General features: G+C 71.6%; 24 protein-coding genes. 13 read left to right on the top strand and 11 right to left on the bottom strand.

The window, feature by feature from the left end; translation table 11 throughout:
* Positions 1–6 precede the first annotated feature (6 nt).
* A complete protein-coding gene (locus tag ACFCZF_RS02940) occupies positions 7–1185 on the top strand; it encodes a sensor histidine kinase (RefSeq protein ID WP_376670134.1) in 1179 nt (392 codons plus the stop codon).
* Entirely contained in the window at positions 1186–1863 is a 678-nt protein-coding gene (locus ACFCZF_RS02935) for a response regulator (protein ID WP_376670121.1), read from the top strand. It begins immediately after the preceding gene.
* Positions 1864–1887: 24 nt separating this feature from the next.
* On the opposite strand, the gene ACFCZF_RS02930 is transcribed toward ACFCZF_RS02935, so the two are convergent.
* From ACFCZF_RS02930 to ACFCZF_RS02915, 4 genes are all read right to left on the bottom strand, one after another.
* The gene (locus ACFCZF_RS02930; protein WP_376670133.1) at positions 1888–2532 is read right to left on the bottom strand and encodes a DNA alkylation repair protein; all 645 of its coding nucleotides are present in this window, start codon (positions 2530–2532) and stop codon (positions 1888–1890) included.
* A gap of 106 nt (positions 2533–2638) precedes the next feature.
* Positions 2639–3034, bottom strand: a complete 396-nt coding sequence (locus tag ACFCZF_RS02925) for a hypothetical protein (protein ID WP_376670120.1) — start codon at positions 3032–3034, stop codon at positions 2639–2641.
* A gap of 261 nt (positions 3035–3295) precedes the next feature.
* On the bottom strand, positions 3296–3961 hold the full coding sequence (locus ACFCZF_RS02920; RefSeq protein ID WP_376670132.1) for a hypothetical protein: 666 nt from the start codon (positions 3959–3961) through the stop codon (positions 3296–3298).
* Between the two features lie 366 nt (positions 3962–4327).
* A complete protein-coding gene (locus ACFCZF_RS02915; protein WP_376670119.1) occupies positions 4328–4753 on the bottom strand; it encodes a hypothetical protein in 426 nt (141 codons plus the stop codon).
* A gap of 190 nt (positions 4754–4943) precedes the next feature.
* Here ACFCZF_RS02915 and ACFCZF_RS02910 point away from each other — a divergent pair, with 190 nt between their 5' ends.
* Both ACFCZF_RS02910 and ACFCZF_RS02905 read left to right on the top strand, forming a co-directional pair.
* Complete coding sequence (locus tag ACFCZF_RS02910; protein WP_376670118.1) at positions 4944–5483, top strand: DUF2269 domain-containing protein; 540 nt, start codon at positions 4944–4946, stop codon at positions 5481–5483.
* A gap of 136 nt (positions 5484–5619) precedes the next feature.
* Positions 5620–6627: a LacI family DNA-binding transcriptional regulator gene (locus tag ACFCZF_RS02905; protein ID WP_376670131.1), complete on the top strand. Its 1008-nt coding sequence runs from the start codon at positions 5620–5622 to the stop codon at positions 6625–6627.
* A 53-nt stretch (positions 6628–6680) separates the two neighbouring features.
* Here the strand turns inward: ACFCZF_RS02905 and ACFCZF_RS02900 are convergent, their stop codons facing one another.
* The 4 genes from ACFCZF_RS02900 to ACFCZF_RS02885 form a co-directional block, all read right to left on the bottom strand.
* The gene (locus ACFCZF_RS02900) at positions 6681–7541 is read right to left on the bottom strand and encodes a carbohydrate ABC transporter permease (protein WP_376670117.1); all 861 of its coding nucleotides are present in this window, start codon (positions 7539–7541) and stop codon (positions 6681–6683) included.
* Positions 7531–8487: a carbohydrate ABC transporter permease gene (locus tag ACFCZF_RS02895; protein ID WP_376670116.1), complete on the bottom strand. Its 957-nt coding sequence runs from the start codon at positions 8485–8487 to the stop codon at positions 7531–7533. Before ACFCZF_RS02895 ends, ACFCZF_RS02900 begins: the two co-directional genes overlap by 11 nt.
* Positions 8484–9863: an ABC transporter substrate-binding protein gene (locus ACFCZF_RS02890; RefSeq protein ID WP_376670115.1), complete on the bottom strand. Its 1380-nt coding sequence runs from the start codon at positions 9861–9863 to the stop codon at positions 8484–8486. The genes ACFCZF_RS02895 and ACFCZF_RS02890 overlap by 4 nt, the downstream gene beginning before the upstream one ends.
* Before the next feature lie 163 nt (positions 9864–10026).
* A complete protein-coding gene (locus ACFCZF_RS02885; RefSeq protein ID WP_376670114.1) occupies positions 10027–11118 on the bottom strand; it encodes a glycoside hydrolase family 172 protein in 1092 nt (363 codons plus the stop codon).
* Positions 11119–11327: 209 nt separating this feature from the next.
* Between ACFCZF_RS02885 and ACFCZF_RS02880 the strand changes: the two genes are divergently transcribed.
* The 4 genes from ACFCZF_RS02880 (at position 11328) to ACFCZF_RS02865 (ending at position 16311) form a co-directional block, all read left to right on the top strand.
* Positions 11328–12806, top strand: a complete 1479-nt coding sequence (locus ACFCZF_RS02880; RefSeq protein ID WP_376670113.1) for an FGGY-family carbohydrate kinase — start codon at positions 11328–11330, stop codon at positions 12804–12806.
* A gap of 246 nt (positions 12807–13052) precedes the next feature.
* Positions 13053–14687 (top strand): fucose isomerase, encoded by a 1635-nt coding sequence (locus tag ACFCZF_RS02875; protein WP_376670112.1) that lies wholly within the window; start codon positions 13053–13055, stop codon positions 14685–14687.
* A 97-nt stretch (positions 14688–14784) separates the two neighbouring features.
* Positions 14785–15786 (top strand): NADPH:quinone reductase, encoded by a 1002-nt coding sequence (locus tag ACFCZF_RS02870; protein ID WP_376670111.1) that lies wholly within the window; start codon positions 14785–14787, stop codon positions 15784–15786.
* A 72-nt stretch (positions 15787–15858) separates the two neighbouring features.
* Positions 15859–16311 carry a VOC family protein gene (locus ACFCZF_RS02865; protein WP_376670110.1) on the top strand — a complete coding sequence of 151 codons (453 nt, stop codon included), beginning with the start codon at positions 15859–15861 and terminating at the stop codon, positions 16309–16311.
* 30 nt (positions 16312–16341) lie between these two features.
* Here ACFCZF_RS02865 and ACFCZF_RS02860 read toward each other — a convergent pair whose 3' ends face one another.
* On the bottom strand, positions 16342–17142 hold the full coding sequence (locus tag ACFCZF_RS02860; protein WP_376670109.1) for a thioesterase family protein: 801 nt from the start codon (positions 17140–17142) through the stop codon (positions 16342–16344).
* A gap of 213 nt (positions 17143–17355) precedes the next feature.
* On the opposite strand from ACFCZF_RS02860, the gene ACFCZF_RS02855 reads away from it, so the two are divergent.
* The 4 genes from ACFCZF_RS02855 (at position 17356) to ACFCZF_RS02840 (ending at position 19826) form a co-directional block, all read left to right on the top strand.
* Positions 17356–18660: an NAD(P)/FAD-dependent oxidoreductase gene (locus ACFCZF_RS02855; protein ID WP_376670108.1), complete on the top strand. Its 1305-nt coding sequence runs from the start codon at positions 17356–17358 to the stop codon at positions 18658–18660.
* 57 nt (positions 18661–18717) lie between these two features.
* Positions 18718–18948: a DUF2945 domain-containing protein gene (locus tag ACFCZF_RS02850; RefSeq protein WP_375921501.1), complete on the top strand. Its 231-nt coding sequence runs from the start codon at positions 18718–18720 to the stop codon at positions 18946–18948.
* Positions 18949–18954: 6 nt separating this feature from the next.
* Positions 18955–19287 carry a DUF3140 domain-containing protein gene (locus ACFCZF_RS02845; protein ID WP_376670107.1) on the top strand — a complete coding sequence of 111 codons (333 nt, stop codon included), beginning with the start codon at positions 18955–18957 and terminating at the stop codon, positions 19285–19287.
* Between the two features lie 83 nt (positions 19288–19370).
* The gene (locus ACFCZF_RS02840; RefSeq protein ID WP_375921495.1) at positions 19371–19826 is read left to right on the top strand and encodes a hypothetical protein; all 456 of its coding nucleotides are present in this window, start codon (positions 19371–19373) and stop codon (positions 19824–19826) included.
* A gap of 36 nt (positions 19827–19862) precedes the next feature.
* Here the strand turns inward: ACFCZF_RS02840 and ACFCZF_RS02835 are convergent, their stop codons facing one another.
* Positions 19863–21239, bottom strand: a complete 1377-nt coding sequence (locus ACFCZF_RS02835; protein WP_376670106.1) for a cryptochrome/photolyase family protein — start codon at positions 21237–21239, stop codon at positions 19863–19865.
* Between the two features lie 123 nt (positions 21240–21362).
* Positions 21363–22946, bottom strand: coding sequence for an SDR family oxidoreductase (locus ACFCZF_RS02830; protein WP_376670105.1), 1584 nt, complete (start codon positions 22944–22946; stop codon positions 21363–21365).
* Between the two features lie 107 nt (positions 22947–23053).
* Here ACFCZF_RS02830 and ACFCZF_RS02825 point away from each other — a divergent pair, with 107 nt between their 5' ends.
* Positions 23054–23560: a MarR family winged helix-turn-helix transcriptional regulator gene (locus ACFCZF_RS02825; RefSeq protein ID WP_376670104.1), complete on the top strand. Its 507-nt coding sequence runs from the start codon at positions 23054–23056 to the stop codon at positions 23558–23560.
* Positions 23561–23675 lie beyond the last annotated feature (115 nt).

Below are 23675 nucleotides of genomic sequence, written 5' to 3'. Positions count from 1 at the left end.
GTGAACATGGACGTCGCGCCACGGCTCGGGTGGTGGCAGCAGACCTGGCGGCTGGCGGCGGCCGCGGCAGTGGGCGTACCGGCCTGGCTCTCCACCGGTGTGCTGCTGGCGCGGGAACAGGCGGCCGGACCGGGCCCCTGGTTCTTCATCGGTGATCCGCTGGTGGCACTCGGCTGCCTGACGGCGCTCTGGTGGCGGCGGCGGTTCCCGCTCGCCGTCGCCCTGACGGTGGCGATCGCCTCGACCGTGTCGGCACTCGCCACCGGCGCCGCGCTCGTGGCGCTGGGATCGATCTCCGCCCGTCGTCGCCCGGTGGAGATCGGGGTCGTCGTGCTCGCCTACGTGACCGCCTCGCAGTTCGCCGTCGGCTTCTACCCGGTCCAGAGTCCGCCCGGCTCGTGGTGGCTCCAACTCGCCTTCCCGGCACTGACCGCGGGCATCGCGGTGGCCGTGGGCATGGCCGTCGGCGCTCGGCGTGTGGAAGTGCGGTCCTTGCGAGACCGGGCGGAGAGCGCGGAACGGGAACAGGCCGCACGGGCGGCGCAGGCACGGGCACTGGAACGCAACCGGATCGCCCGCGAGATGCACGACGTGCTCGCGCACCGGATCTCCCTGGTCGCCATGCAGGCCGGAGTGCTTGATCACCGCGGCGACCTCGGAGCCGAGGAAAGCCGCGTGCTGGTCCGCGGCATCGCGGAGGGCTCGCACCAAGCCCTGGAGGAACTACGGGATGTCCTGGGCGTGCTCCGTGCCGACCCGGGACACCCGGAAGCGCCGCAGCCCTCCCTGGAGGCGATCCCCGGCCTGGTGGCCGACGCCCGCACATCCGGACTGGACGTGACGCTCAGCACCACCGTGACGGGAACACCGTCGGACGCCGTCGGACGAACCTGCTACCGGGTCGTCCAGGAGGGACTGACCAACGCCGCCAAACACGCTCCAGGCGCACACGTACACATCACCCTCGAAGGATCGGCGGGCGGCGGACTCGACGTCAGCGTCCGCAACTCCCCGGCCACCACCAGGTCCGCGCAACCACCGGCATCGGGGTTCGGCCTTCTCGGCCTCACCGAACGAGTCGACCTCGCCGGCGGAGAAATCGGCCACCACCCCACACCCGACAACGGTTACCTCCTCACCGCACAACTACCCTGGCCGAACCCCACCCACGAAAAGAGAGCATGAGTGGACAGCGAGCGGGAGCCGGTGCGTGTCGTCATCGTCGACGACGAACAGCTGGTGCGAATGGCCCTGCGGCTCGTCGTCGACGGCGAACCGGACCTGACCGTCGTCGCGGAGGCGGCCGACGGGGACGCCGCGATCACCGTGGTGGACGAGCAGCGGCCGGACGTCGTGCTGATGGATGTCCGGATGCCCGGCCGCGACGGTCTCAGCACGACGCGGGAACTCGTCACCCGACCGGCGCCGCCCCGGGTGCTCATGCTGACCACGTTCGACTCCGACGACCTGGTGCTCGGCGCACTGCGCGCCGGAGCACTCGGGTTCGTCCTCAAGGACACCGCACCGCAGCAGATCCTCGACGCGGTGCGGGCCGTCGCGGACGGCAACCCCGTGCTCTCCCCGGCGGCCACGGCACGGGTGATCGCCGCGGCCACCGGTCCGCAGTCCTCGCACGCCCGCAACTCGTCCCGCGAAGCCGCACGGCAACAGCTGGCCATACTGACCGAACGGGAACGCGAAACCGCTCGGGCCATCGCGGACGGACTGGGCAACCCGGAGATCGCCCAGCGGCTGCGCATCAGCGTCGCGACCGTCAAGGCACACACGGGCAACCTGTTCGCCAAGCTGGCGGTCGAGAACCGGGTACAGATCGCGCTCCTGGTCCGCGACGCGGAGGAATGACCGGCCCGGCGCAGAGGGGGCGACTTACCCGTCCGGCCGGCGGCTCACCATCTCGGTGATCCAGGTGGGCGCGAACGGAGACGTGCAGCCCGGGGAAGTCGGGTAGTCCTTGAGCACCTCCAGGCGCTCACCGATGCCGATCGCACGGGTGCGGTGCTCGGCATGCTCGATACCGATCTGAGCCAGGCAGTGGTTCATCGCCCACTGCAGACGCTCCGGGGCGTCCTTCAGCTCCGCCTCGATGGTGTCGAGGAGCCCCGCGAGGTCGAGGCCGTCGGGCTTCTTCGCCACGCGTTCGGTGGTCAGCGCCCAGCCGGCGCTCGCGACCACTGGATCCGGGTCGGCGGACCAGGCCAGGCGCAGCTCTTCGGAGTGCGGGTTCTTCTTCACCACGTAGTTCACGAGCCAGTCGTGCGCCTTGGGTGTACGCGCCTCGCGCAGCATGACGTCCAACTCGTCGCGCTCGAACGCCTTCGGGCGGCAGATCAGGATCGCCAGCAGTCTCGCCGCGGTGTCGCCCGTCTCCCAGAGCCGGCACGCGAGGTCCTGCTGCGTTTTGAGCCGCTTGGCGAGCGCGCGCAGCTTGCCGAGGTGCACACCGTGATCGTCACCGTGTCTCTCGTTCACCTCGCGCGTCTTCGGATCCTCGAGGTCGGCCAGCTCGGCCATCACCTCGGCCACCGTCGTCTCGACCACCTCGGCCTCCCACCGATCCGGATGCGAGGTTCAGCCCAACGTCGCCGACCGGAGGAGGCTTCGGGCGGACCCGACCCGGTCAGCGGCCGTGGAGCCGGAGCCACTGCGGCCGGTGGGTGGACGGGCGACGGTGCCCTGCCGTCTCGCCCGCCGTGTCGCCGCCGCCGTCGCCTTCCACGCGGCCGGCCAGTTCGTCGCGCTCCGCGGCGGTCCGCCGGGCGGTGTCGCGGTCCCTGCGGCGCTTCTTGCTGCGGTGGCGCGCCAGCACCGTTCCGGCCAGCAGCATCCACATGCCCAGACCGAAGATCAGGGTCAGCGCGATACCGCCGAGGAACGCCCCGAGCGTGCTGATCGTGAATGGATCGCTCCCCAGCAGGGACACCGTGTAGTCCGGACCGCCGGACAGATTGTCCGCGATCAGCAGCCCCGCGAAGGCGGCGGCGCCCGCCATGAGCAGGAGACCCAGCACCAGCATGGTTCTCACCTCGTCGCACGTGGGTGTACCCCAAACGGGTTGCCAGGAGGAACGAGACAAAACGCGCCCATGTGAGGCGACCGTCCTCCGCGGCCGGTGATCTCGGCGGAGACGCCGGGCCCGGACGAGCTGGAGGGTACGGCCACGTCCCCGCCGTCCCCGAGGGCGCCGTAGCGCGGGACAGGTGAACGGCGTGCTGACCGGGGCCGCACACCGGCGCCCAAGTTCCGGACGAGCGCCGGTGGTTCGGCTCGACGGGCGTCAGGCGCCGAGGTCGTACAGGACGAACTCCTCCCAGGAGCCGGTGATGTCGGTGGAGCGGGCGCGCAGCGCGTACTGGAGCGATCCGGTGTAGCTGTTCTCCATGGTGACGAACAGGCCGTTCAGCGTGGACTGGAGCGCCCAGCGTTGCAGGTCCTGGTTGTAATACACGAAGAACCGCTCCCAGCCGCCCACGCTCGTGGAGCGGGCACGCAGCACGTTCTGCGCGCTGCCGGTGAAGTTCTTCTCCACCGCCACGTAGCGGTTGTTCGCCAGGGACTTCAGGGCGTACGTCTCGGTGGCCTCGTCCCACTCGAAGGCGAAGCTCTCCCAGGAGCCGCCGATCTCGGCCGAACGAGCCCGCAGAGCACCGGTGTTCGGGGCGGTGTAGTTCACCTCGGTGGCCACGAACCGGCCGTTGCGGGCCGACTGCATGGCCAGCGGCTCCGGCTCCGCGTCCGCGGCGAGGGTGCCGTCCCCGGCGGCGAGCGGGGCCTTCCGGGCGCCCGCCTCCTCGGTGATCCGCGCCAGATCGCTCGCGTCCACCGCCTCCCATCCGGCGGGCACGGCGGCCGGCCGGTCGGTCCCCGGGGCGGCTACGGCCGCGGGAGCGGCCAGGGCGGAGGTCGCCAGCAGGGCGCTCAGGGACAGCAGTGCGGAGGTCATGCGTCTCACGGGAATTCCTCAGCTTTCGTCGAACGAATTCCGGGGGTGGCGAGACAATGGCCCGCGAAGAATTCTGGTCGACCTCTCGAGATAATCGAGGCAGGAACAGCATCTGCCGTTCCCTCGATTTTTCCCCGAACCCCCGACAACTGCGGTCGGTGCCCCTCCCCGGGCACGTCGGCAGCGGCCGCGCCAACTCGGCGAAGCGGTTTCAGCATAGTGATGTGACGTGCGTTTCTGCAGTGATCCGGCGTTTATTCGGCGAAATTTGAACGGAAACACATTGCATTACGGATTCCGTGGTTTGCCGTTAATGCCGATGATGCTTCTCGTTACCGTAGCGGCCTCTTGGCGGGCGTTGTGCCGTCACCGGCCCCGGCGCGTGAGTCCGTCGACGACGAATCCGACCCCGATGCCGAGCATCCAGGTGTCCTTCGCCAGGGCCGTGCCCTCCTGGGTCGGGCGCAGGCTTCCCTCCTCGCGCATGCCGGGCGTGCGCAGGTACAGACCCACCAGCCCGGCGGAGAACGCGGTCAGGCCGATGCCTGCCACTGCCGTCGGTACGACCGGCAGGAGCAGCGCGGCGCCGAGCGCCGTCTCACCGGCGGAGAGCAGCCGGGCGAAGGTCGCGGGCCGCATCCTGCCGAGGAACGGGTAGCTGTTCTTCGCCATTCCGTGCAGCATGGCGGCGGTCTGCTCATCGGCCCCGCGCTTCGACAGCCCGGAGTTGAGGATGAAGGCCCCGGTTGCCAGCCGTGGGGCGACATGCCTGAGTTCGATGGGCAGACGCATGAGAACTCCTAGCGGCGTTTCCTTCGGACGCGTGTCAGCCTAGGGCGCACGACGGCGCCCGGCAGGGCGGGAGACCGACGGCTGCGCCGTTCGGGGCACGGCGACGTCTCTCGAGTACGCCCGGGTCAGTACACGGGGTTACTCCCGTCGCCGGACGCCTGCACGGCCGTCGCCCGGCAGCGTGGGTGGGGTGAAACTCAGCCGCCCCGCCCGCCGGGCCTCCCTCGTCGTCCATGTCGTCGCCTCCGCCGGCTGGCTCGGGCTCTCGCTCGGGCTGCTGGCGCTCGGCGCCACCGCCGCCACCACCGCTTCCGCCGTGACCGTGGAGGCCAGCGTCCGTGGCATGAAGCTCTTCGCCGACTGGCTCCTGCTCCCCCTCGCGTTCCTCACCCTGTCGAGCGGTGTGCTGCTGGCCCTGGGCACTCCGTGGGGGCTGGCCCGGCACCGGTGGGTGTACACGAAGTTCTGGCTGACGCTGGCCACGACGACCGCCACGGTCTTCGCGCTGCGCCCCGGCGTGAACTCGGCCGTTGCCGCGGTCGCCGCGGGCGAGTCGCTGCCCGACGCGGGCGAGGTGCTGTTCGGGCCGGTCGTCTCCCTCTCCGCCTACGTCTTCATGACGGTGATCTCGCTCCTCAAGCCCTGGGGACCGACGCGGCGTGGCCGACGGCTGCGAGCGCAGGCCGGGTCCGGCGGGCGCGGCCACCGGGCCCGCACCGCCGGAGTGTGAACGGGCCGGCCGCAGCCGGTGTCCGCCCCGGCTCTTCCCGCTCCGTACAAGGGTGAAATCCTTTTCAGCCGCAGGGTAGGGTGGGCGGGTGAGTATCACGCACGGTGACACGCTCGGTGAGAGGACGCGGACGCAGGTGGTGACGATCCAGGACGTGGCACGAGCCGCCGGAGTGTCCCCGGCGACCGTCTCACGGGTCTTCAACGGCGGCAACGTCACACCGGCACGCGTCCTCTCCGTCCGAAAGGCTGCGGCGGAACTCGGCTTCGCGCCCAACAGGGTGGCGCGGTCGCTGCGCAAACAGCGTTCGAGCGTGATCGCCCTGATCATCCCGGACATCGAGAACCCGTTCTTCACCTCGCTCGCCCGCGGGGTCGAGGACGCCGCGCAGCGCACCAGCCTCTCGGTGGTGCTGTGCAACTCCGACGAGGACACCGACAAGGAGCGCCGCTACCTCGAGGTCGCCCTTGGCGAGCAGATGGCAGGCGTGATCGTGGCGGCGGCCTCCCAGGACGAGACGGACCTCGGACCGCTGATCGCCCGTGGCGTGCCCGTGGTCGCCGTCGACCGACGGCCCCGGGACGCGGAGGTGGACGCGGTCGGGCTCGACGACCGCCACGGCGGCGAGGTGGCCACCCGGCACCTGCTGCGGGCCGGTTACCGCAGGATCGCCTGCATCACCGGGCCCCGGGGCGCCTCGACTTCGGAGGAACGCCTGGCCGGCCACCGGGCGGCGCTGAACGCCGCACGAGGCGCCGAGGCCGCGGACGACACGTACGTACGGCACGCCGACTTCCGGGTCGAGGGCGGCCGCGCGGCGATGCGTGACCTGCTGTCCCTGCCCGAGCCGCCCGACGCGGTGTTCGTCGCCAACAACCTCATGACCATCGGTGTTCTCGACGCGCTGGGCGAGGCCGGCCGCACCCCGCCGGACGTCGGTGTCCTCTCCTTCGGCGACGTCCCCTGGGCGTCGCTGGTGCGACCGTCGTTGTCGGCCGTGGAGCTGCCCTCGTACGAACTGGGGCGTGCCGCGGCGGACCTGCTGCTCCAGCGCATGGAGGGCGGTGCCTCGCCGCTGCAGACCGTGGTGCTGCGCACGAAGCTCCAGGTCCGCGAGAGCACCGGCGGGCCGGTCGGGGGCTGACCGCCGGCCCCCTCGACCGGTGCGGTGGCGCCCGTGCGGTGGGGCGCACGGACTCATTTGATGCCGGACGTCTTGACAGACTCCACGATCTGCCGCTGGAAGGCGAAGAACAGGATCAGCATGGGCAGCGCGGCCACCGTCGCCGCCGCCAGGATGTAGTTCCAGTTCGAGGTGTACTGCGTCTGGAACGAGGCGATGCCGAGCTGGACCACCGTCAGGTCCTGGTCGTTCGTGGCGACGAGCGGCCAGACGAAGGCGTTCCAGTTGGCGAGGAAGAAGAAGATCGCCAGCGCCGAGAGGATCGGCCGGGACATCGGCAGCACGATGTTCCAGTAGACCCGCCAGTGGCCGCAGCCGTCGATGACCGCCGCCTCCTCCAGCTCCTTCGGCAGGCCGAGATAGAACTGGCGCAGCAGGAAGATGCCGAAGGCGTTGAAGATCGCCGGGATGATCAGGCCGGCGTAGCTGTCGAGCAGGTTCAGCTCGCGGGCGACCAGGAACAGCGGGATCAGCACGACGGGCGCGGTGACCAGGAGGGTCGCGAAGATCGCCCCGAAGAGCTTGTCGCGGCCCGGGAAACGCAGCCGGGCCAGGGCGTAGGCGGCCATCGAGTGGAAGAACAGCGCCGCGATGGTGATCATCGCGGAGATGAAGAAGCTGTTCCACAGGTAGCGCGCGAACGGCACCTCCGTGAAGACGTACACGAAGTTGTCGAAGGTGAAGTCGGTGGGGATCAGCTTGCCGTCGGTGACGGTCTCACGCGTCTTGAAGGACGACGTGACCATCCACAGGACGGGCGCGACGCTGATCACCGACAGGACGACGGCCAGAATGGTCAGCCCGGCGCGGGAGGAGGGCGGCCGGCGACGGCCTGCCCGGGTGTCTGCCTGGGTCGCCATGGCGTCACTGGCCATCGTCGAACCTCCCGCCTCTCGTGAACTTGAAGATCACCACGGAGACGGCGACCATGATCAGTACCAGGAACGAGCCCATGGCCGACGCGTAGCCGTACTCCCCGAATCCGAAGGCCTGCTGGTAGATGTAGAAGATCGCCAGCGAAGTGCCGTTGGCGGGGCCGCCGTTGGTGAGGACGAAGATCAGGTCCAGACCGCCGGTGATGGCGGCGACCGTGGACATCATCAGGACGAAGAAGCTCGTCGGGCGCAGCAGTGGCCAGGTGATGCTGCGGAAGGCGGTCCACGGACCCGCGCCGTCGAGCCGCGCGGCCTCGTAGTACTCCTTCGGGATCTCCTGCAGACCGGACAAGAAGATGATCATGTAGTAGCCCATCATCACCCACACCATGACGGCGATGACGCAGCCCAGCGCCAGTGACGGACTGCCGAGCCATGACTCGCCGTCGAAGCCGGCCGCCCGCATGGCCCGGTTGACCGCGCCGGTCTGCTCGTCGAGCAGGAACTTCCACAGCACGCCGACCACCACGAGGCTGATGACGTACGGCAGGAAGAGCGCCGTGCGGTAGACGCCCATGCCGGGCAGCGTCTGCTTGACCAGCAGGCCCAGACCGAGACTCACGCAGAACAGCACGGGGACGAGGACCACGACGTACAGGCCCGTGATCTTCATGGAGTCCCAGAAGAGCGGGTCGTTCATCATCCGCTCGTAGTTGCCGAGCCCGATCCACTCGTAGCTGCCGAAGCCGCTGACCTGGAAGAAGCTCAGGGCGATGGAGAGCACCATCGGAACGGCGACGAAGACCAGCAGCCCCAGTACGTCGGGGGCGAGGAAAAGCGCGGCGGCCAGCCACTCGCGGTGCTTGCGACTGAACCCCGGGCCTCCGGACGGGGCCTGCGCCGAGGCCGTGGTGGCCCGGCGCTCCTTCGCGGCGACGCTGCTCATACCAGGCTCGCCCCCTTGTAGCTCTTGGTGTAGGCGGTGATGGACCGGGCGGCCCGCTCCGTCTCGCCGTCCACGCCGCGGCCGGCGAGCATGGTGCCCTGGATGGCGTCGGAGATCGCCTTGTAGATCACGGGGGGATAGCGCGGTTCGGCGCGGCCGCCCGGGAAGACCTCGTCCTTGAACCTGCGCATCACCTCGGAGTCGTAGCCGCCCTTGGCGGCGCCGCGCTCCAGGGCGCTTGCGCGTGGTGCCACGTCGGACTTGGCGCCGACGCACCAGTCGACCATCCGGTCGATGGAGTCGTCCTTCATGGACCCCAGCGCCCAGACGCAGAACTCGGCCGCGGCCTCGGGGTCGCGGCCCTGGGCGTTGGCGCAGAAGGACCAGCCGCCCAGCGCGGTGACGTACTCGCCGCCCGGGGGTACCGGGAGCTTGAAGACGCCGTACGGGTAGTCGGGCGCGAACGCCTTGAAGCTGGAGACGTTCCAGATGCCCTGCTGCCACATGCCGACGTTGCCGCCCTTGAAGCCGCCGATCACGTCGCCCGCGGCGGGCATGGTGCGCGGAGCGATGCCGTGGCGCACCGCGTCCTGCCACAGCCCGAGGGCCTGACGGGTGGCCTTGGAGCCGAAGGCCACGTCGCCCCGCTCGTCGAGGACGTCGCCGCCGCCCTGCCACATCCACGGGTACCAGGTGAAGTTCTGGTAGTAGCCCGGGTTGGTCTCGAAGACGAGACCGGCCGTGGTGCGGCCGCGCAGTTTGTCGCCGACGTCGAGCATCTGGTCCCAGGTGGCGGGGATGTCGGCCTCGGAGAGGCCGGCCTTCTCCCAGAGGCCCTGGGAGTAGAACATGGCCAGCGGCTCGATCTCCATGGGAAGGGCGTAGACCCTGCCGTCGACCATGCGGCTGTCCAGAGTGGAACCGAAGTCGTCGACGGCCGCCTGCTCCATGTGCGGCGTGAGGTCCTCCAGGACGCCGCCGTTGTAGTAGCGCAGGAAGTCGCCGGGGGAGAGCAGGAAGATGTCCGGGCCCTCACCGGTGGCGAAGGCGGACGGCAGCTTGAACCCGTTGAGGTACGTGGGTTGCGGCAGGTGGACGAGGTCGATCCGCGCCTTGTGGGTGGCGTTCCACTTCGCCACCATGTCGGTGAACCACTTGGACTGCGCGTTGATGGCCGGGTCGGGCGAGCGCTGGGGTCCGTAGAAGTTCCAGAACTGGAGGTTGCCCCCCTTCGCCCGCGCCGAGCCGCAACCGGTGAGCAGGGCCGGGGCCGCGACGGCCGCGCCGGTGCCCGCCGTGGCGGTGAGGAAGCGGCGGCGCGAGGTGCCGGACGGGGAGAGGGCCGTGTGCCCGGCTTCGTTGCCGTGCTGGAGCATGCGTGCGCTCCTGTCGGAGTGGGATGGGCCTGGGACGTACGGATCCTGGGGGCGGGCCCGGGGCGAAGAGGCTTCAGGAGGGCCTCCGCACCCGGCGGACGGATCCTGGGAAGCGGCGTGCTGGACGAGGCGGGGTCCCTCGGGTCGACCGGCCGGGTGCCGGTCAGTCGACCTCGAGCGCGAGCAGGTCCGGGGTGGTCGGACGGGACGCGGAGCTCGGGGCGTCCAGATAGAAGAGCGACGTACTGGCGATGTCGTCGCCGGTGTGGCGGTAGCGGTGCGGCAGGCCGTTGCCCTGGCCCGGCCCGATGCCGAGGCTCTGCACGGTGACACGGAGGTCCTCGGCGAAACGGATGGGGTCCAGGACGTGCCAGCGGTACATCCCGAACCGCTGCTGGCTGCGGTACAGCCCGTCCGGGCGCAGGATCTGGTTCAGACCGAGGTACGGAGTGGTGTAGGCGGTGTACCCCTGCCCGGGGACGTCGAAGTTCCAGGCGCCGCCGAAGTAGTCCTCGGTGCCGGTGCCGCAGATCGTCGGGTACTCGTCGTCGCCGTCGAGGTAGAACTTCAACTCTCCCTCGCCCCACCAGCCGGGGCTGTTGACGCCCCAAGCCAGGTACGTGCCCACGTAGTTGCCGGCGCCGGTGACGCCGTCGAGCAGGGTGTGCACCTCGCCGACCGGTACGGGGTTGCTGCGGCGCCACTGGGCGTGGAACCAGGAGGCGTCCTCGCCGACCTCGTCCAGCTCGTAGTCCACCTGGTAGTAGAGGGTGACCTTCTCGGCGGTCAGGTTCTCCAGGGTGATGCGCGCCTTGCGGCGGAACGGCATCGGCCAGTACGCGTTGAAGCCGCCGTTGGGGTTCGCCGCGACGGGCACGGAGGAGACCTGGCTGAAGGTGTTCCAGCCGTTGCAGAAGAAGTCGCCGAGCGGGACCTCGACCGCCGGGGTCTCCTCGCCCTCCCAGTACATCCGCAGCAGGGTGCCACGCCAGGCTTGGTGCGGGTCGGTGGTGCACCACAGGTGGCGGACGGTGCCGGGGCCCTCGATGTCGGCGAGCACCGCCGTCTCTCCGGCGGGGATGTCGATGCTGGGGGAGATCTTCCAGCCCGGTCCCAGCCGGCTCGCCGCCACCGCTCCGGTGCCCTCCGTGGCGCGGCCGCCGCCGGACTTGGCGCCGGTGAAGTTCTCGGCGCTGATGGAACGGCTCACGGCTCGTGTCCTGCGGGAGATGCCGTCGAGTCCAAAGGTCGTCATCGTGTTGTGCCCTCATGGGTGGAGTACGCGGAACGGCTCTGAAATCCATTTCACCGAAAAGTAGAGCGGCCTCCAAGGGGTGTCAAGAGGTGAGACGGGCGCACGCTTCGACGGCTTGCGCCCCCTGTTTGACGGGGGCTTCTTTGCGTAATCGCCGGTTTGTGTGTGCTCTCTTGACGCTGAAATCGATTTCTGCAAGCGTGCTCGCCATGCCTCGCAACGCAGTCATCGGTGTGGACATCGGCACCTCGAGCAGCAAGGGCGTTCTCGTAGGTCTCGACGGCACCCTGATCCGCTCGGCCGTACGGGAGCACACCCCCTCCAGGCCGGGCCCCGGCCGCTTCGAGATGGACGCCGCCGTGTGGTGGCGGGAGTTCACCGGACTCGCCCGGGAACTGACCGCCGCCGGTGACGTCACCGTGGCCGCCGTCGGGGTCAGCGGCATGGGGCCCTGCGTCCTGCTGACCGACGAGCACGACACGCCGCTGCGCCCCGCCATCCTCTACGGGGTGGACACCCGTTCGGTCCGCCAGATCGAGCGGATCGAGAAGCGGCTCGGCGCCGAGGCGGTCATCCGCCGCGGCGGATCCGCCCTGACCACCCAGGCCGCGGGGCCCAAGATCGCCTGGATCGCCGACGAGGAACCCGAGCTCTACGCCCGGGCCCGCCGCCTGTACATGCCGAGTTCGTGGCTGGTCCGAAGGCTCACCGGTGCCTACGTCCTGGACCACCACTCGGCCAGCCAGTGCACTCCGCTCTACGACACGCACGCCTGCCGGTGGTACGCCCCCTGGGCCGCCGAGGTCGCCCCCGGCATCGAGCTGCCGCCGCTGCGCTGGTCCGGCGAGGCGGCCGGCACCCTCACCGCCGAGGCCGCCCGGCAGACCGGCCTGCCCGCGGGCATCCCCGTCGCCACCGGCACCATCGACGCCTGGGCGGAGGCCCTGAGCGTGGGCGCCCAGCGCAACGGCGACCTGATGCTGATGTACGGCACCACCATGTTCCTCGTCCACACCGTGCCCGAGCCCCTCATCAGCCCGTCCCTGTGGGGCACGGTCGGCGCGCTGCCCGGCACCCGCAACCTGGCCGGCGGCATGGCCACCTCCGGCGCGGTCACCAACTGGCTGAAGGACCTGTTCGCCGCCGGAGACCACGCCGAACTCACCCGCCTGGCCGCCGAGTCGGGCCCCGGTGCCAACGGCCTGCTGATACTGCCGTACTTCTCCGGGGAACGCACCCCGGTGATGGACCCGGACGCCCGTGGCGTGATCGCCGGACTGACCCTGTCGCACACCCGCGGCGACCTCTACCGGGCGGCCCTGGAGGCCACCGGTTTCGGCGTCCGCCACAACATCGAGGTCATCGAGGCGGCCGGCGGCGACATCCGCCGCGTGGTCGCCGTCGGCGGCGGCACCCAGGGCCCGCTGTGGACGCAGATCGTCTCCGACATCACCGGGCGCCCGCAGGAGTTGCGCTCCATCACCATCGGCGCGAGTTACGGCGGCGCGCTGCTGGCCGCGCAACTCGTCCAGGACGCCTCCGTCGACGACTGGAACCCGGTGCGCGCGACGGTGACGCCGAGCACCGGGCACACCGGGCGCTACGACGACCTCTACGCCCTGTACCGGCAGCTCTACCCGGCCACCTCGGCCGTCGTGCACGACCTGGCGGCCTTGCAGGACCGCTGACCGACGCCCACTGCCCGACGCCCACTGCCCGACGCCCACTGCCCGACGCCCGCTGCCCGGACGCCCGTCACCGACCCGCCTGCCGCCACCGGCCGGGCCCTCACGCCGGCCGGGCCCACGCGCGCCGGACGGACGGTCCGGCCGCGAGGGACACGAGTGACCGCCCGTCCCGCTCGACCCGCCGGCCCACCGCGGGCGGGACGCACAACAGGACGCACAACAGGACGCACAACCAACGGAGACCGCATGACCGCGTACACCCTGCCCGAGCCCCACCGGCCGCCCGCCGCCGAGCCGGCCACCGTCTACACCGTGACCAGCGGCGATCTCCGCCCCGCCGCCAACACCACCTGCTGGCCCACCCAGAAGAAGCTGGAGAGCGACCTCGCGGCCGCCGTCACCGGCCTCGGCTGGAAGGTGCGCCGCGGGCACCCGGTCGACGAGGTCAAGGGCCACGGATTCATCGACAGCCAGCGCGCCGGCATCGAGGTCTTCAAGAACCTGCCGGAGGACGCCCCGCTGATCGTCGTCGAGGCCGTGTGGCAGTACAGCCACCACGTCCTCGCCGGACTGCGCGACCACCGGGGGCCGATCCTGATCGTGGCCAACTGGAGCGGCGAGTTCCCGGGCCTGGTCGGCCTGCTGGGCCTCGCCGGCAGCCTCACCAAGGCGGGTCGCGACTACTCGGTCCTGTGGAGCCCCGACTTCACCGACGACTGGGCGCGGGGCGGCCTGCGCACCTGGCTGGAGACGGGCACCCTCAGCCACGACACCAGCCATGTCCGGCCCCTGCCGCCGCTGCCGAAGGACGCCGAGACCGAACTCGGTACGGCCCTGGCCCGGCAGTTGCGCGCGGAGAAGGCGATCATCGGCGTCTTCGACGAGGGTTGCATGGGCATGTACAACGCCATCATCGACGACGAACTCCTCAACGTGCTCGGCATCTACAAGGAACGCCTCTCGCAGAGCGCCCTGGTCGCCGAGATGGGCAAGGTCTCCGACGAGGAGGCCGAGGCCGTCCGCGCCTGGCTGGACGAGGCCGGCATGACCTTCCACACCGGCACCGACGAGGCCACCGAACTCACCGACGCCCAGCTGCTCAGCCAGTTCAGGATGTACATCGCCGCGGTGCGCATCTCCGACGACTTCGGTCTCGACGCCGTCGGCATCCAGTACCAGCAGGGGCTCAAGGACACCGTCCCGGCGAGCGACCTCGCCGAGGGCCTGCTCAACAACGTCCACCGGCCGCCGGTGCTCAGCCGCGACGGCGCCCGCGAGCTCTACGCCGGCGCGCCGCTGCCGCACTTCAACGAGGTCGACGAGGGCGTCGCCGTGGACTCCCTCGTCACCAACCGCATCTGGACGGCCATGGGCCTGGACCCGGCCACCACGCTGCACGACATCCGCTGGGGCGAGGAGTACGACGGCCGGTTCGTCTGGGTCTTCGAGATCTCCGGCTCGGTCCCCGCCTCCCACCACGGCGGCTACGGCAAGTCGTACAGCATGCGTCAGCCGCCGATGTACTTCCCGCTCGGCGGCGGCACCCTCAGCGGTGTCTCCAAGCCGGGGGAGATCGTCTGGTCACGCGTGTTCCTCATGGACGGCCGGCTCCACGTCGACCTCGGCCGCGCGAGCGCCGTCGAGCTGCCGGAGGAGGAGACGCGGCGCCGGCTCGACGCCACCAACCACCAGTGGCCGATCATGCACGCGGTGCTGCACGGCGTCAGCCGCGACCAGTTCATGGCCCGCCACCGCGCCAACCACCTCAACGTGGCCTACGCGCCGGACGCGGACACCGCCGACAAGGCACTGCGCGCGAAGGCGGCGCTCTTCGCCGAGCTGGGTGTCGAGGTGCACCTGTGCGGGGACGTGACGCTGTAGCTCCCCGCTGTAGCTCCCCGATGTAGCCCCACGCTTTAGTCCCCTCGCACCGTCGGCCGGCGCTGCGCCGTGACCGGCCCGTTCGTAGCATGAGGTCATGACCGGCACAGTCCCCGACATGATGCGGGCGGCGTACATCGACTCCGTCGGCCCGGCCGACCACATCCGCTACGGGCGGCTCCCCGTCCCGTCGATCGGGCCCACGGACGTGCTCGTGCGGGTCGGGGCCGTGGCCGTCAACCCCGTCGACACCTTCGTACGGTCGGGGGCGTACGCCACACCGGTGCCGTTCCCCTTCGTCGTCGGACGTGACCTGGTGGGCGAGGTGGCCCTGGCCGGCCCCGGCGCGGCGGGCTTCACCCCGGGGCAGCGGGTGTGGTGCAACAGCCTGGGCCACGCGGGCCGGCAGGGATCCTGCGCCCAGTACGCGACGGTCGCCGCCGAACGCCTCTACGCGGCACCGCGCGACATCGACGAGGAACATCTCGTGGCGGCCGCCCACCCGGCGGCGTCGGCCTGGCTGGCGCTGTTCCGGCACGGGCGGCTGAGGCCGGGGGAGACCGTGTACATCGGGGGCGGCGCCGGAAACGTGGGCGGCGCCGCCGTGGCCCTCGCCTCCCGGGCCGGGGCACGGGTGGTCGCCACGGCGCGTGCCGAGGACGCCGCGGCCGTCCAAGATCTGGGCGCCGCCGAGGTCCTCGACCACCGGGCGCCGGATCTCGTCGAGCGGTCGCGCCGGGCCGCACCTCACGGCTACGACGTGCACCTGGACACGTCCGGACACGGGACGCCGGCCGACGCCGTGGACCTGCTGGCGCGGGGCGGGCGCCTGGTGGCGATGGTCGGACTGGGCTCGGGGCCCGCCGGACTGCCGGTGAGCCGGCTCTACACCAGGGACGCGAGCATCGTGGGCTTCGCCATCAGCAACGCCACGACCGCCGACCTCGCCGAGGCGGCGGAGGGCGTCGTACGCGTCCTGAGGGACACGCCGTGGCGCCCGCGCATCGCCGACCGGCTGCCGATGTCGATGACGGCGGAGGCGCACCGCAGGCTGGAAGCGGGCGAGGTACGAGGGCGGCTGGTCCTCACCCCCTCTTGATCGTCTTTCCGGCCGGGCGAGCGCGGTCCATGATGGAGGGAACCCGTCACAAGAAGCGTGGGGGACCCAACCATGCGCCGCGAAGACCTGCCCGCACCGGAGTCGGGACTGCTGCTCACCCACTTCCTCACCGTGGCCGACGTGCCGCGCTCGCGCGCCTTCTACTCCGACGTGCTCGGCGGCGAGGTCGTGCTCGCGGAGAACCCGTGCATCGTCAAGCTCGCGAACAGCTGGCTCATCATGAACCCGGGCGGCGGTCCGACCCCGGACAAACCCGATGTCACGCTCCGCCCGCCGGCCGATCCCGGGACGGCCACGAGCTTCCTGAACATCCGGGTGGCCGACATCGAGCGCTGCTATCGCGAGTGGAGTGCGCTCGGCGCGGAGTTCCTCACCGAGCCGATCGACCGGAAGGCCGAACTCCGGTGCTATCTGCGTGACCCGGACGGCTATCTGATCGAAGTCGGCCAGGCCACCGGACTGCTCAACGGCGTTCTCGCCGACCCGCCCGCCGGCCAGGGCTGACGCGTCGGGCGCGGGGGTGCCGCCGGCCGCTCACGGCTGCGGCCGGACGGTGAGCATCTGCTGGGCGTGTCCGACGGGGCCGTCCACGTCGTGCAGCACGGTACTGGTGATGCCCTGACCGGTGGGGCCGAAGACGACGGTGGTGTCCAGGCCGGTCCAGCGGCCGCGCGGCGCGCGGTGCAGGTGCAGCGTCAGGTCGACGTTCGGGAACATCCACTCCGCCGGCGACTCCCGTACCGCTATGCCGTTGGCCGTGTCGACCAGCGCGACGTAGGACGCCAGCGGGCTCGCGGCCTCCCCGGCGACCAGGTCGAGCCCGGTGGCGACCCAGGCGGTGGTGCGGCCCGGCCGGGGCGGGGCGAGCGGGCGTACGTCCAGGGAGGCGATGTAGCCGCCGGGCCACTCGGAGGCCATGGGCCAGGGTTCGAGCGTCTCCGGCGCGGTGAGCCGGTCGGCGGCGCCACCGGCGACGGCGCCGGTGTCCACGTCGGCCAGCAGCCAGGCCCTGGCCCGCGCCACGGACCGGCCCGCGATGAGTACGGTCGCCTCGACCAGTTCGATGGTGCGCCCGGGCCGGACGGTCTCCACCCGTATCTCGCACTCGTCCAGAGCGGGTCGACCGAGGATGTCGAAGGAGATCCGGCTCAGTGACATGCCCGCACCGGCACGCCCGGCCAGGTGGCGGTCGACGGCGTGGACGATCAGGCCGCCGAGCGGACTGAAGTGCTGCTCGTCCGCGCTCCACGCCCCGCCGGCGTGGACGGTGGGCTTGTAGCGGTGCTCGTCGATGCGCTCGTAGTAGCTGTCCGGGGTCGCTGTGCTGGTGTTCAACGGGCTGCTCCTGGAACGACGGCGGTGACGAGTGCGGCGGTGGACGGCGGCGCCGCGGCCAGGATAGTTCGGTGGCGGACGGCGGGGTCGGGGCCCCCGGAGGGGGCCGTGCGCCCGCCGCCCCGGCCGACGCGCGGCGACCGGCGGGGCCCCGTCCGAGTGGTGTGACCTCCGCGCGGGGCTCAGGCTGATGGGGAGCCGGAGGGAGCACGCATGGTGAGCACCGGACACGGCCGGGAACCGGACGTCATCGTGGTCGGGGGCGGCCTCGCCGGGCTGGCCTGCGCCTTCGACCTCACCCGGGCCGGCCTGCGCGTCACGCTCCACGAGGCCTCCGACGGGGTCGGCGGGCGCATGCGCACGGACCGCCGGGACGGCTTCCTCCTGGACCGCGGCTTCCAGGTCTTCAACACCGCCTATCCGCAGGTCCGGCGGTTGCTGCCGCTGCGAAGGCTGGGCCTGCGGCCGTTCACCCCCGGGGTGCTGGCCCACACGCCGTCCGGCGTCACGCGTCTCACCGACCCGACCCGGCGCCCGCGCGAGGCCGGCGGTCTGCTGCCGGGCCGGTCCCTGGGAGCCCGGGACCTCACCGCTCTGGCCGGCCTCACCGCCCGCGACGCACTGGCTCCCACCGCCCTCCTCAAACGCGGCCGGGACCGGACCACCGCCCAGGCCCTGGCGCGCGGCGGACTGTCCCGCGACGCGGTGGACAACCTGCTGCGCCCCTTCCTGGCCGGCGTGTTCCTGGAGCCGGAACTGGAGACGTCGGCCCGCTTCTTCCACCTCGTGTGGCGCAGCATGGCCCGCGGCACCCTCTGCCTCCCGGCCCGGGGGATCGGCAGCGTGCCGCGCCTCCTGGCCGCCCGGCTCCCCGAGGGCACCGTCCGGCTGGACTCACCCGTCCGCGGCCTCACCGACCGGGGTGTGCTGCTCCACGACGGCACCGAGCGACCGGCCGGCACCGTGGTCGTGGCCACCGACGCCGCCACCGCGGCACGTCTGCTGCCGGGGCTCGACGTGCCGCCCGGCCGGACCGTCACCACCTACTACCACGCGACCGACCGCTCACCGCTGCCCGAGCCGACCCTCATGGTCGACAGCACGCTCGCCGTCCTCAACACCTGCGTGCTCACCGAGGTCAGCCCCACCTACGCGCCGCCGGGCACCGCGCTGGTCTCCACGTCGGTCCTGGGCGCGGGCGCACCGGACGGCGAGAGCTTGGTCCGCCGGCGGGCGGCGCGGCTGTACGGCACCGACACGGCCGACTGGCAACCGGTCGCCACGTACACCGTCGAGGCCGCGCTCCCGGCGATGTGTCCCCCGTGGCCGTTGAACCGCGCCACACGCTGGGCCGAGGGCCGTTACGTGTGCGGGGATCACCGCGCCACCGGATCGGTCCAGGGGGCTCTGGCCTCCGGCAGCCGGGCCGCCCGGGACGTACTGGCGGACCTGCGGACCGGACCGCATCCGAAGGACGCACGTCCCGGGAACCACCGGAGAGACGGCTTTCCGCCGTGACCCGTCCTCCGGTCTCCGCGAGCGATGCTCGCAACCGGCAAGCGAAGGAGTACCGAGATGGCGAAGAACCGCGACGAGGGCAAGAACCTCAAGAAGGGCGACAAGGTCGAATGGAGCACCCACGGCACCCGGACCGGGGGCGAGGTGGAGAAGAAGATCACCGAGCGGACCGAAGCGGCGGGCCGCACAGTGGACGCGTCCTCCGACGACCCGCAGTACCAGGTTCGCAGTGAGAAGTCGGGCAAGTCCGCGGTGCACAAGCCGTCGGCGCTGAAGAAGAGGAAGTGAGGTGGCGTGGACGGCGAGGAGCAGAAGGAGACCTGGGACGAGTTCCGTGAGCTGGTGAACATGACACCGGCCGAACTGGAGAAGTGGCTGGCCTCCGACCGGTCGCAGGACGCCGGACAGCACAACGGCGGGGGAGAGTCCACCGGGCACGCGTCCGGACGCCGGATCGTGCACATCCTGCGGACGAAGAAGGGCGACCTCTCGGACGACGACTACCAGCACATGCGCAAGGTCGTCGGCTACATCCGCCGGCACCTGGCCCAGCGTCCCTCGGGCGACATCCAGGACACCCGCTGGCGGTACTCGCTCATGAACTGGGGCCACGATCCGCTTGCGTGACGCCGTGTTCACGAGCACCGCTACGTGCATCGCCCCGCATCGACCCGCATACCGTCCCTTGTACGGAAAGGAACCACCACGGTATGGAAGACCCGCACCGGCGCCCCGAGAACGTCAGCGACGAGACCGTGGAAGCACTCGGATCCCTGTCGAAGGCGCTGGAGACGACCGAGCGTGCCCGTGGGCACCTGTTCTCCTTCCACCAGCTCACCGGCACGGCGGACCTGGAACTGGACCGTGCGGTGGCACTGCTGCGCAAGGCGGGCCACGTGGAGTGGGCGGAGCGGGTCGAGCGGGAGATCCTCGGGCGCAACGTCATCCCCGGCCACTGGACGTTCCAGATCGTGGAGGCCTACGACCGGACGTACTACCAGGCGTTCACGGAGCTGGAGCGTGCGGCGGTGGAGCGGCTCGCCGAGGGCCGCGACCATCTGTACGAGGCGGAGATGAAGGAAGCCCGCCGGACCCGGAACCACCCGGACCACACGGCCCGCCCCGACAGCCCCGGCACTCGTACGCCGAACAGCCCCTTCACCTGACGGCCGCCCGGCCCCGTAGGCGCGTACCCCGCCCGGTCAGTCGCGTCCGCGGGCCCGGCGGAAGCGGTCCAGGCCCTCCGCGAGGTCCACGATCGGGTCGGGACAGGCGTCGTACGCGGCACGCTCCGGGCCGGACAGGCGCCACGGCTCGTGCACGGCCCGTCCCTCCAGGCCCGCCAGTTCGGGCACCCAGCGCCGGACGTACGCTCCGTCGGGGTCGAAGCGCCGTGCCTGGGTCGTGGGGTTGAGGACGCGGTGCGGGCGGGTGTCCGTCCCGGTGCCCGCCGCCCACTGCCAGTTGAGCTGGTTGTTGGCGATGTCGCCGTCCACGAGCAGGTCGAGGAAGTGTCGCGCGCCGACGCGCCAGTCCACGTAGAGCGTCTTGGTGAGGAAGCTCGCGGTCAGCAGACGGCCCCGGTTGTGCATCCAGCCCTCGTGCCGCAGTTGGCGCATCGCGGCGTCGACGATCGGGTAACCCGTGCGCCCGTCCTTCCACGCGGCGACGTCCTCCTCGGCCGCCGGCCCGGTACGCCAGCGGTCGTGCCGGGTACGGTAGTCGGCCGAGGCGGCGTGCGGACGTGCGGACAGGACCTGGTGGTGGAAGTCCCGCCAGGCCAGCTGCCGTACGAACGCCTCGGCGCCGGGGCCGCCCTTGCGGCGGGCGCGGTGGACCAGCTCGACGGGGGAGAGGGCACCGAAGTGCAGGTACGGCGAGAGACGGGAGGTGGCGTCGCCGACCAGGTCGTCGTGGTGGTCCTCGTAACCGGTGATGCCGCCGCGCAGCCAGGCCGCCAGCCGTTTCCTGGCCTCTCCCTCACCGCCGGCGGGCAGTCCCGGGGACAGTCCCGGCAGGTCACCGCGGGAGGGCAGCGGCTGTGAGCCGACGCCGTCCGGGACGGGAACGCTCCGGGGCGCGGCCAGGACGTTCCGGACCGGCCGCTCGCCCCAGCGCCGGAAGTGCGGCGTGAAGACGGCGAAGTGGTCGGAGGAGGCGGGGGTGACGGACCCCGGGGCCAGCACGGTGGTCACGGCGTCGTGGACGTGCAGCCGGCAGCCCCGATCCTCCAGAGCGGCCCGCAGGAGTTCCTCACGCCGGTGCGCGTGCGCGCTGACGTCGGCCGCCATGTGCACCTCGTCGGCCTCCGCCTCGCCGACCACCGCGCACACCGCCTCGACCAGGTCCCCGGAGCGGACGATCAGCCGCCCGTCCCGCTCTTGGAGCCCCGCGTCCAGGGCCCGCAGACAGTCTGCGAGGAAGGCGAGCCGGTTGGGCGCGGCGTAACCGGCGGCGTCGACGGCCCGGTCGCGGACGAACAGCGGAACGACGGCCCGGGCACCGTCGAGAGCGGCACGCAGCGGCGGATGGTCGTGCAGGCGCAGGTCACGGGTGAACAGGACGACCGACGTGGTCATGGTGCTCCTCGGTGGTACGGGACGCGGGAGGGTCAGCGCCCTCAGCGCGGTGCGGTGCGGTGCGGCGCGAGTGAGTGGGCGGGTGGGCGGGTGTCCCCTGCGTGCCCTGTGCGGCCGCCTGTCTCAGGAGGCGCGGGCATCGTGAACCGGGCCGGACGGCCGGGGGTCCCGTGCGGCGGCGCGGGCGATGTTGCGGGCCATGCCGCCGAACACCACGGAGTGGAAGGCCCACACGCTCCACCAGTAGGCGTGGCCCGCCAGCCCGTGCGGATGGAACAGGGCACGCTGGCGGTACCGCGTCCGGCCCGCGTCGTCCGTCTCGGCGTACATCTCCAGCCAGGCCAGTCCCGGCAGCCGCATCTCCGCGCGCAGGCGCAGCAGCCGGCCGGGGACGATCTCCTCCACCCGCCAGAAGTCGAGCGAGTCACCGGCCCGCAGCCGGGCGGCGTCCCGGCGCCCGCGGCGCAGGCCGACCCCGCCGACCAGCCGGTCCAGCCAGCCCCGTACCGCCCAGGCGAGCGGGAAGGAGTACCAGCCGTTGTCGCCGCCGATCCCCTCGATGACCCGCCACAGCGCGTCGGGCGGCGCGTCTACGGTCAGCGCGCGGTGGTCGGTGTAAAGGCTGCCGCCCGCCCAGTCGGGGTCGGTGGGCAGCGGGTCGCTCGGCGCCCCGGGCACCGACGCGGAGGACCAGCGGGTGGTGACCTGGGCGTCCCGCACGCGTTGCAGGGCCAGCCGGACCGCGTCGTCGAAGCCGAGCGGAAACCCCGGCGGGGCCGGCACGTACCGGACGATGTCGTTCTCGCGGCACACCACCTCGTGCCGCAGCGACTCGGTGAGCGGGCGCGCGATGGACGCGGGCACCGGGGTGACCAGGCCGACCCAGTGGCTGGACAGGCCGGGCGTGAGCACCGGCACGGGGACGATCAGCCGACGCGGCAGCTCCGCGATCTCGGCGTACCGGACCATCATCTCCCGGTAGGTGAGGACGTCCGGGCCACCGATGTCGAAGGCGCGGGAGACGTCGCCCGGCATGCGCGCGCTGCCGACGAGGGCGCGCAGCACGTCCCGGACGGCGACCGGCTGGATACGGGTGTGGACCCAGCTCGGCGTGACCATCACCGGCAGCCGCTCGGTGAGGTAGCGCAGCATCTCGAAGGAGGCCGACCCGGAGCCGATGACGACCGCGGCCCGCAGGACGGTCGTGGGCACACCGGAGGCCGGCAGGACGCGGCCGACCTCCGCGCGGGAGCGCAGGTGCGGCGACAGCTCGCGCTCCGGTACGCCCGGTGGCGTCAGGCCGCCGAGATAGACGATGCGCCGTACACCGGCCGCCTCGGCCCGCTCCGCGAAGGTGCGCGCCGCCCGCCGGTCGGTCTCCTCGAAGTCCCCGCCGCCGCCCAGCGCGTGCACCAGGTAGTAGGCGACGTCGACGCCCTCCATCGCCCCGGCCACCGAGTCCGCGTCCGTGACGTCTCCCCGTACCACCTCGGCCTCCCCGGCCCAGGGGTGGTCGCGCAGTTTGTGCGGGGAGCGGGCCAGGCACCGCACCCGGTGTCCGGCGGCGAGGAGCTCCGGCACGAGCCGGCCGCCGATGTACCCCGTGGCACCGGTGACCAGGCAGCGCAGCCCCGCTTCGGCGCCGTCCCTGTCGCCGTGGCCGTCCCCTTCGCCGTCATCGTTCACGCGGCCGTGTCCTTCGCTCATGGGGCAGGCTCCGTCTCGCACGGGAAGTCGTCGCGGTGATCACTTCCCGCTCGCGGACCGCGGTGGATGCGCGGTGACCCAGGTTGACCCTTCTATACGCTGATCGCGTGGCGACAGCGAACCAGCGTGGACAACACGCGCACGATCGGGGGACCGGATCCGGGTCCGAGGCGAGCGACCTGCACGTCCTCGCCGCGCAGCTCCGGCGGATGAACGGCGAGATCAACCGCCTCGTGCAGAGCTTCGCCGGCGAGCACGGGCTGCACGCCACCGACGTCCAGGCACTCGCGGCGATCCTGGACGCACGGGAGCCCATGACACCGGGGCGGCTGCGTGAACACCTGGGGCTCACCTCGGGCGCGGTGACGGCGTGCGTGGACCGGCTGGAGCGCGCCGGGCACGTGCGCCGGGTCCGGGAGAGCGCCGACCGCCGGGTCGTCCATCTGCACTACGTGCCCGATGCCCGGGCGGCGGCCCGGACGTACTTCCGCCCGCTGGCCGAGGCCGCCGCCACCACCTGCGCGCGCTTCGACGAGAGCGAACTGACGGCCGTGCTCCGCTTTCTGACGGCGATGAACGAGGAGTTGCGGCTCGTGCGGTCGGACGGCCGCTGATTCTCCGGTGGTTCTCCGGCGCGTGGCGCATCCGGGAGACGGGCCCGGGCAGAAGTCGGTGTGTCACGTCGCCCCCGAGTAACTCAATCATTGAGATTGTTTATGATCGAGTCAC

The organism is Streptomyces sp. NPDC056296, assembly GCF_042268605.1.
Taxonomy (GTDB): Bacteria; Actinomycetota; Actinomycetes; order Streptomycetales; family Streptomycetaceae; genus Streptomyces.
Note: the sequence above shows the minus strand (reverse complement) of the source record. Positions and strands in the feature narration are given on the sequence as shown.

Excerpts from the sequence above, each read along its gene's own strand:
- ACFCZF_RS02915 (WP_376670119.1), bottom strand. The coding sequence starts at position 4,753 with ATGCGTCTGCCCATCGAACTCAGGCATGTCGCCCCACGGCTGGCAACC.
- ACFCZF_RS02875 (WP_376670112.1), top strand. The coding sequence starts at position 13,053 with ATGACCGCGTACACCCTGCCCGAGCCCCACCGGCCGCCCGCCGCCGAG.
- ACFCZF_RS02930 (WP_376670133.1), bottom strand. The coding sequence starts at position 2,532 with ATGGCCGAGCTGGCCGACCTCGAGGATCCGAAGACGCGCGAGGTGAAC.
- ACFCZF_RS02870 (WP_376670111.1), top strand. The coding sequence starts at position 14,785 with ATGACCGGCACAGTCCCCGACATGATGCGGGCGGCGTACATCGACTCC.
- ACFCZF_RS02885 (WP_376670114.1), bottom strand. The coding sequence starts at position 11,118 with ATGACGACCTTTGGACTCGACGGCATCTCCCGCAGGACACGAGCCGTG.
- ACFCZF_RS02855 (WP_376670108.1), top strand. The coding sequence starts at position 17,356 with ATGGTGAGCACCGGACACGGCCGGGAACCGGACGTCATCGTGGTCGGG.
- ACFCZF_RS02840 (WP_375921495.1), top strand. The coding sequence starts at position 19,371 with ATGGAAGACCCGCACCGGCGCCCCGAGAACGTCAGCGACGAGACCGTG.
- ACFCZF_RS02835 (WP_376670106.1), bottom strand. The coding sequence starts at position 21,239 with ATGACCACGTCGGTCGTCCTGTTCACCCGTGACCTGCGCCTGCACGAC.
- ACFCZF_RS02940 (WP_376670134.1), top strand. The coding sequence starts at position 7 with ATGGACGTCGCGCCACGGCTCGGGTGGTGGCAGCAGACCTGGCGGCTG.
- ACFCZF_RS02890 (WP_376670115.1), bottom strand. The coding sequence starts at position 9,863 with ATGCTCCAGCACGGCAACGAAGCCGGGCACACGGCCCTCTCCCCGTCC.
- ACFCZF_RS02830 (WP_376670105.1), bottom strand. The coding sequence starts at position 22,946 with ATGAGCGAAGGACACGGCCGCGTGAACGATGACGGCGAAGGGGACGGC.
- ACFCZF_RS02895 (WP_376670116.1), bottom strand. The coding sequence starts at position 8,487 with ATGAGCAGCGTCGCCGCGAAGGAGCGCCGGGCCACCACGGCCTCGGCG.
- ACFCZF_RS02850 (WP_375921501.1), top strand. The coding sequence starts at position 18,718 with ATGGCGAAGAACCGCGACGAGGGCAAGAACCTCAAGAAGGGCGACAAG.
- ACFCZF_RS02925 (WP_376670120.1), bottom strand. The coding sequence starts at position 3,034 with ATGCTGGTGCTGGGTCTCCTGCTCATGGCGGGCGCCGCCGCCTTCGCG.
- ACFCZF_RS02880 (WP_376670113.1), top strand. The coding sequence starts at position 11,328 with ATGCCTCGCAACGCAGTCATCGGTGTGGACATCGGCACCTCGAGCAGC.
- ACFCZF_RS02920 (WP_376670132.1), bottom strand. The coding sequence starts at position 3,961 with ATGACCTCCGCACTGCTGTCCCTGAGCGCCCTGCTGGCGACCTCCGCC.
- ACFCZF_RS02865 (WP_376670110.1), top strand. The coding sequence starts at position 15,859 with ATGCGCCGCGAAGACCTGCCCGCACCGGAGTCGGGACTGCTGCTCACC.
- ACFCZF_RS02900 (WP_376670117.1), bottom strand. The coding sequence starts at position 7,541 with ATGGCCAGTGACGCCATGGCGACCCAGGCAGACACCCGGGCAGGCCGT.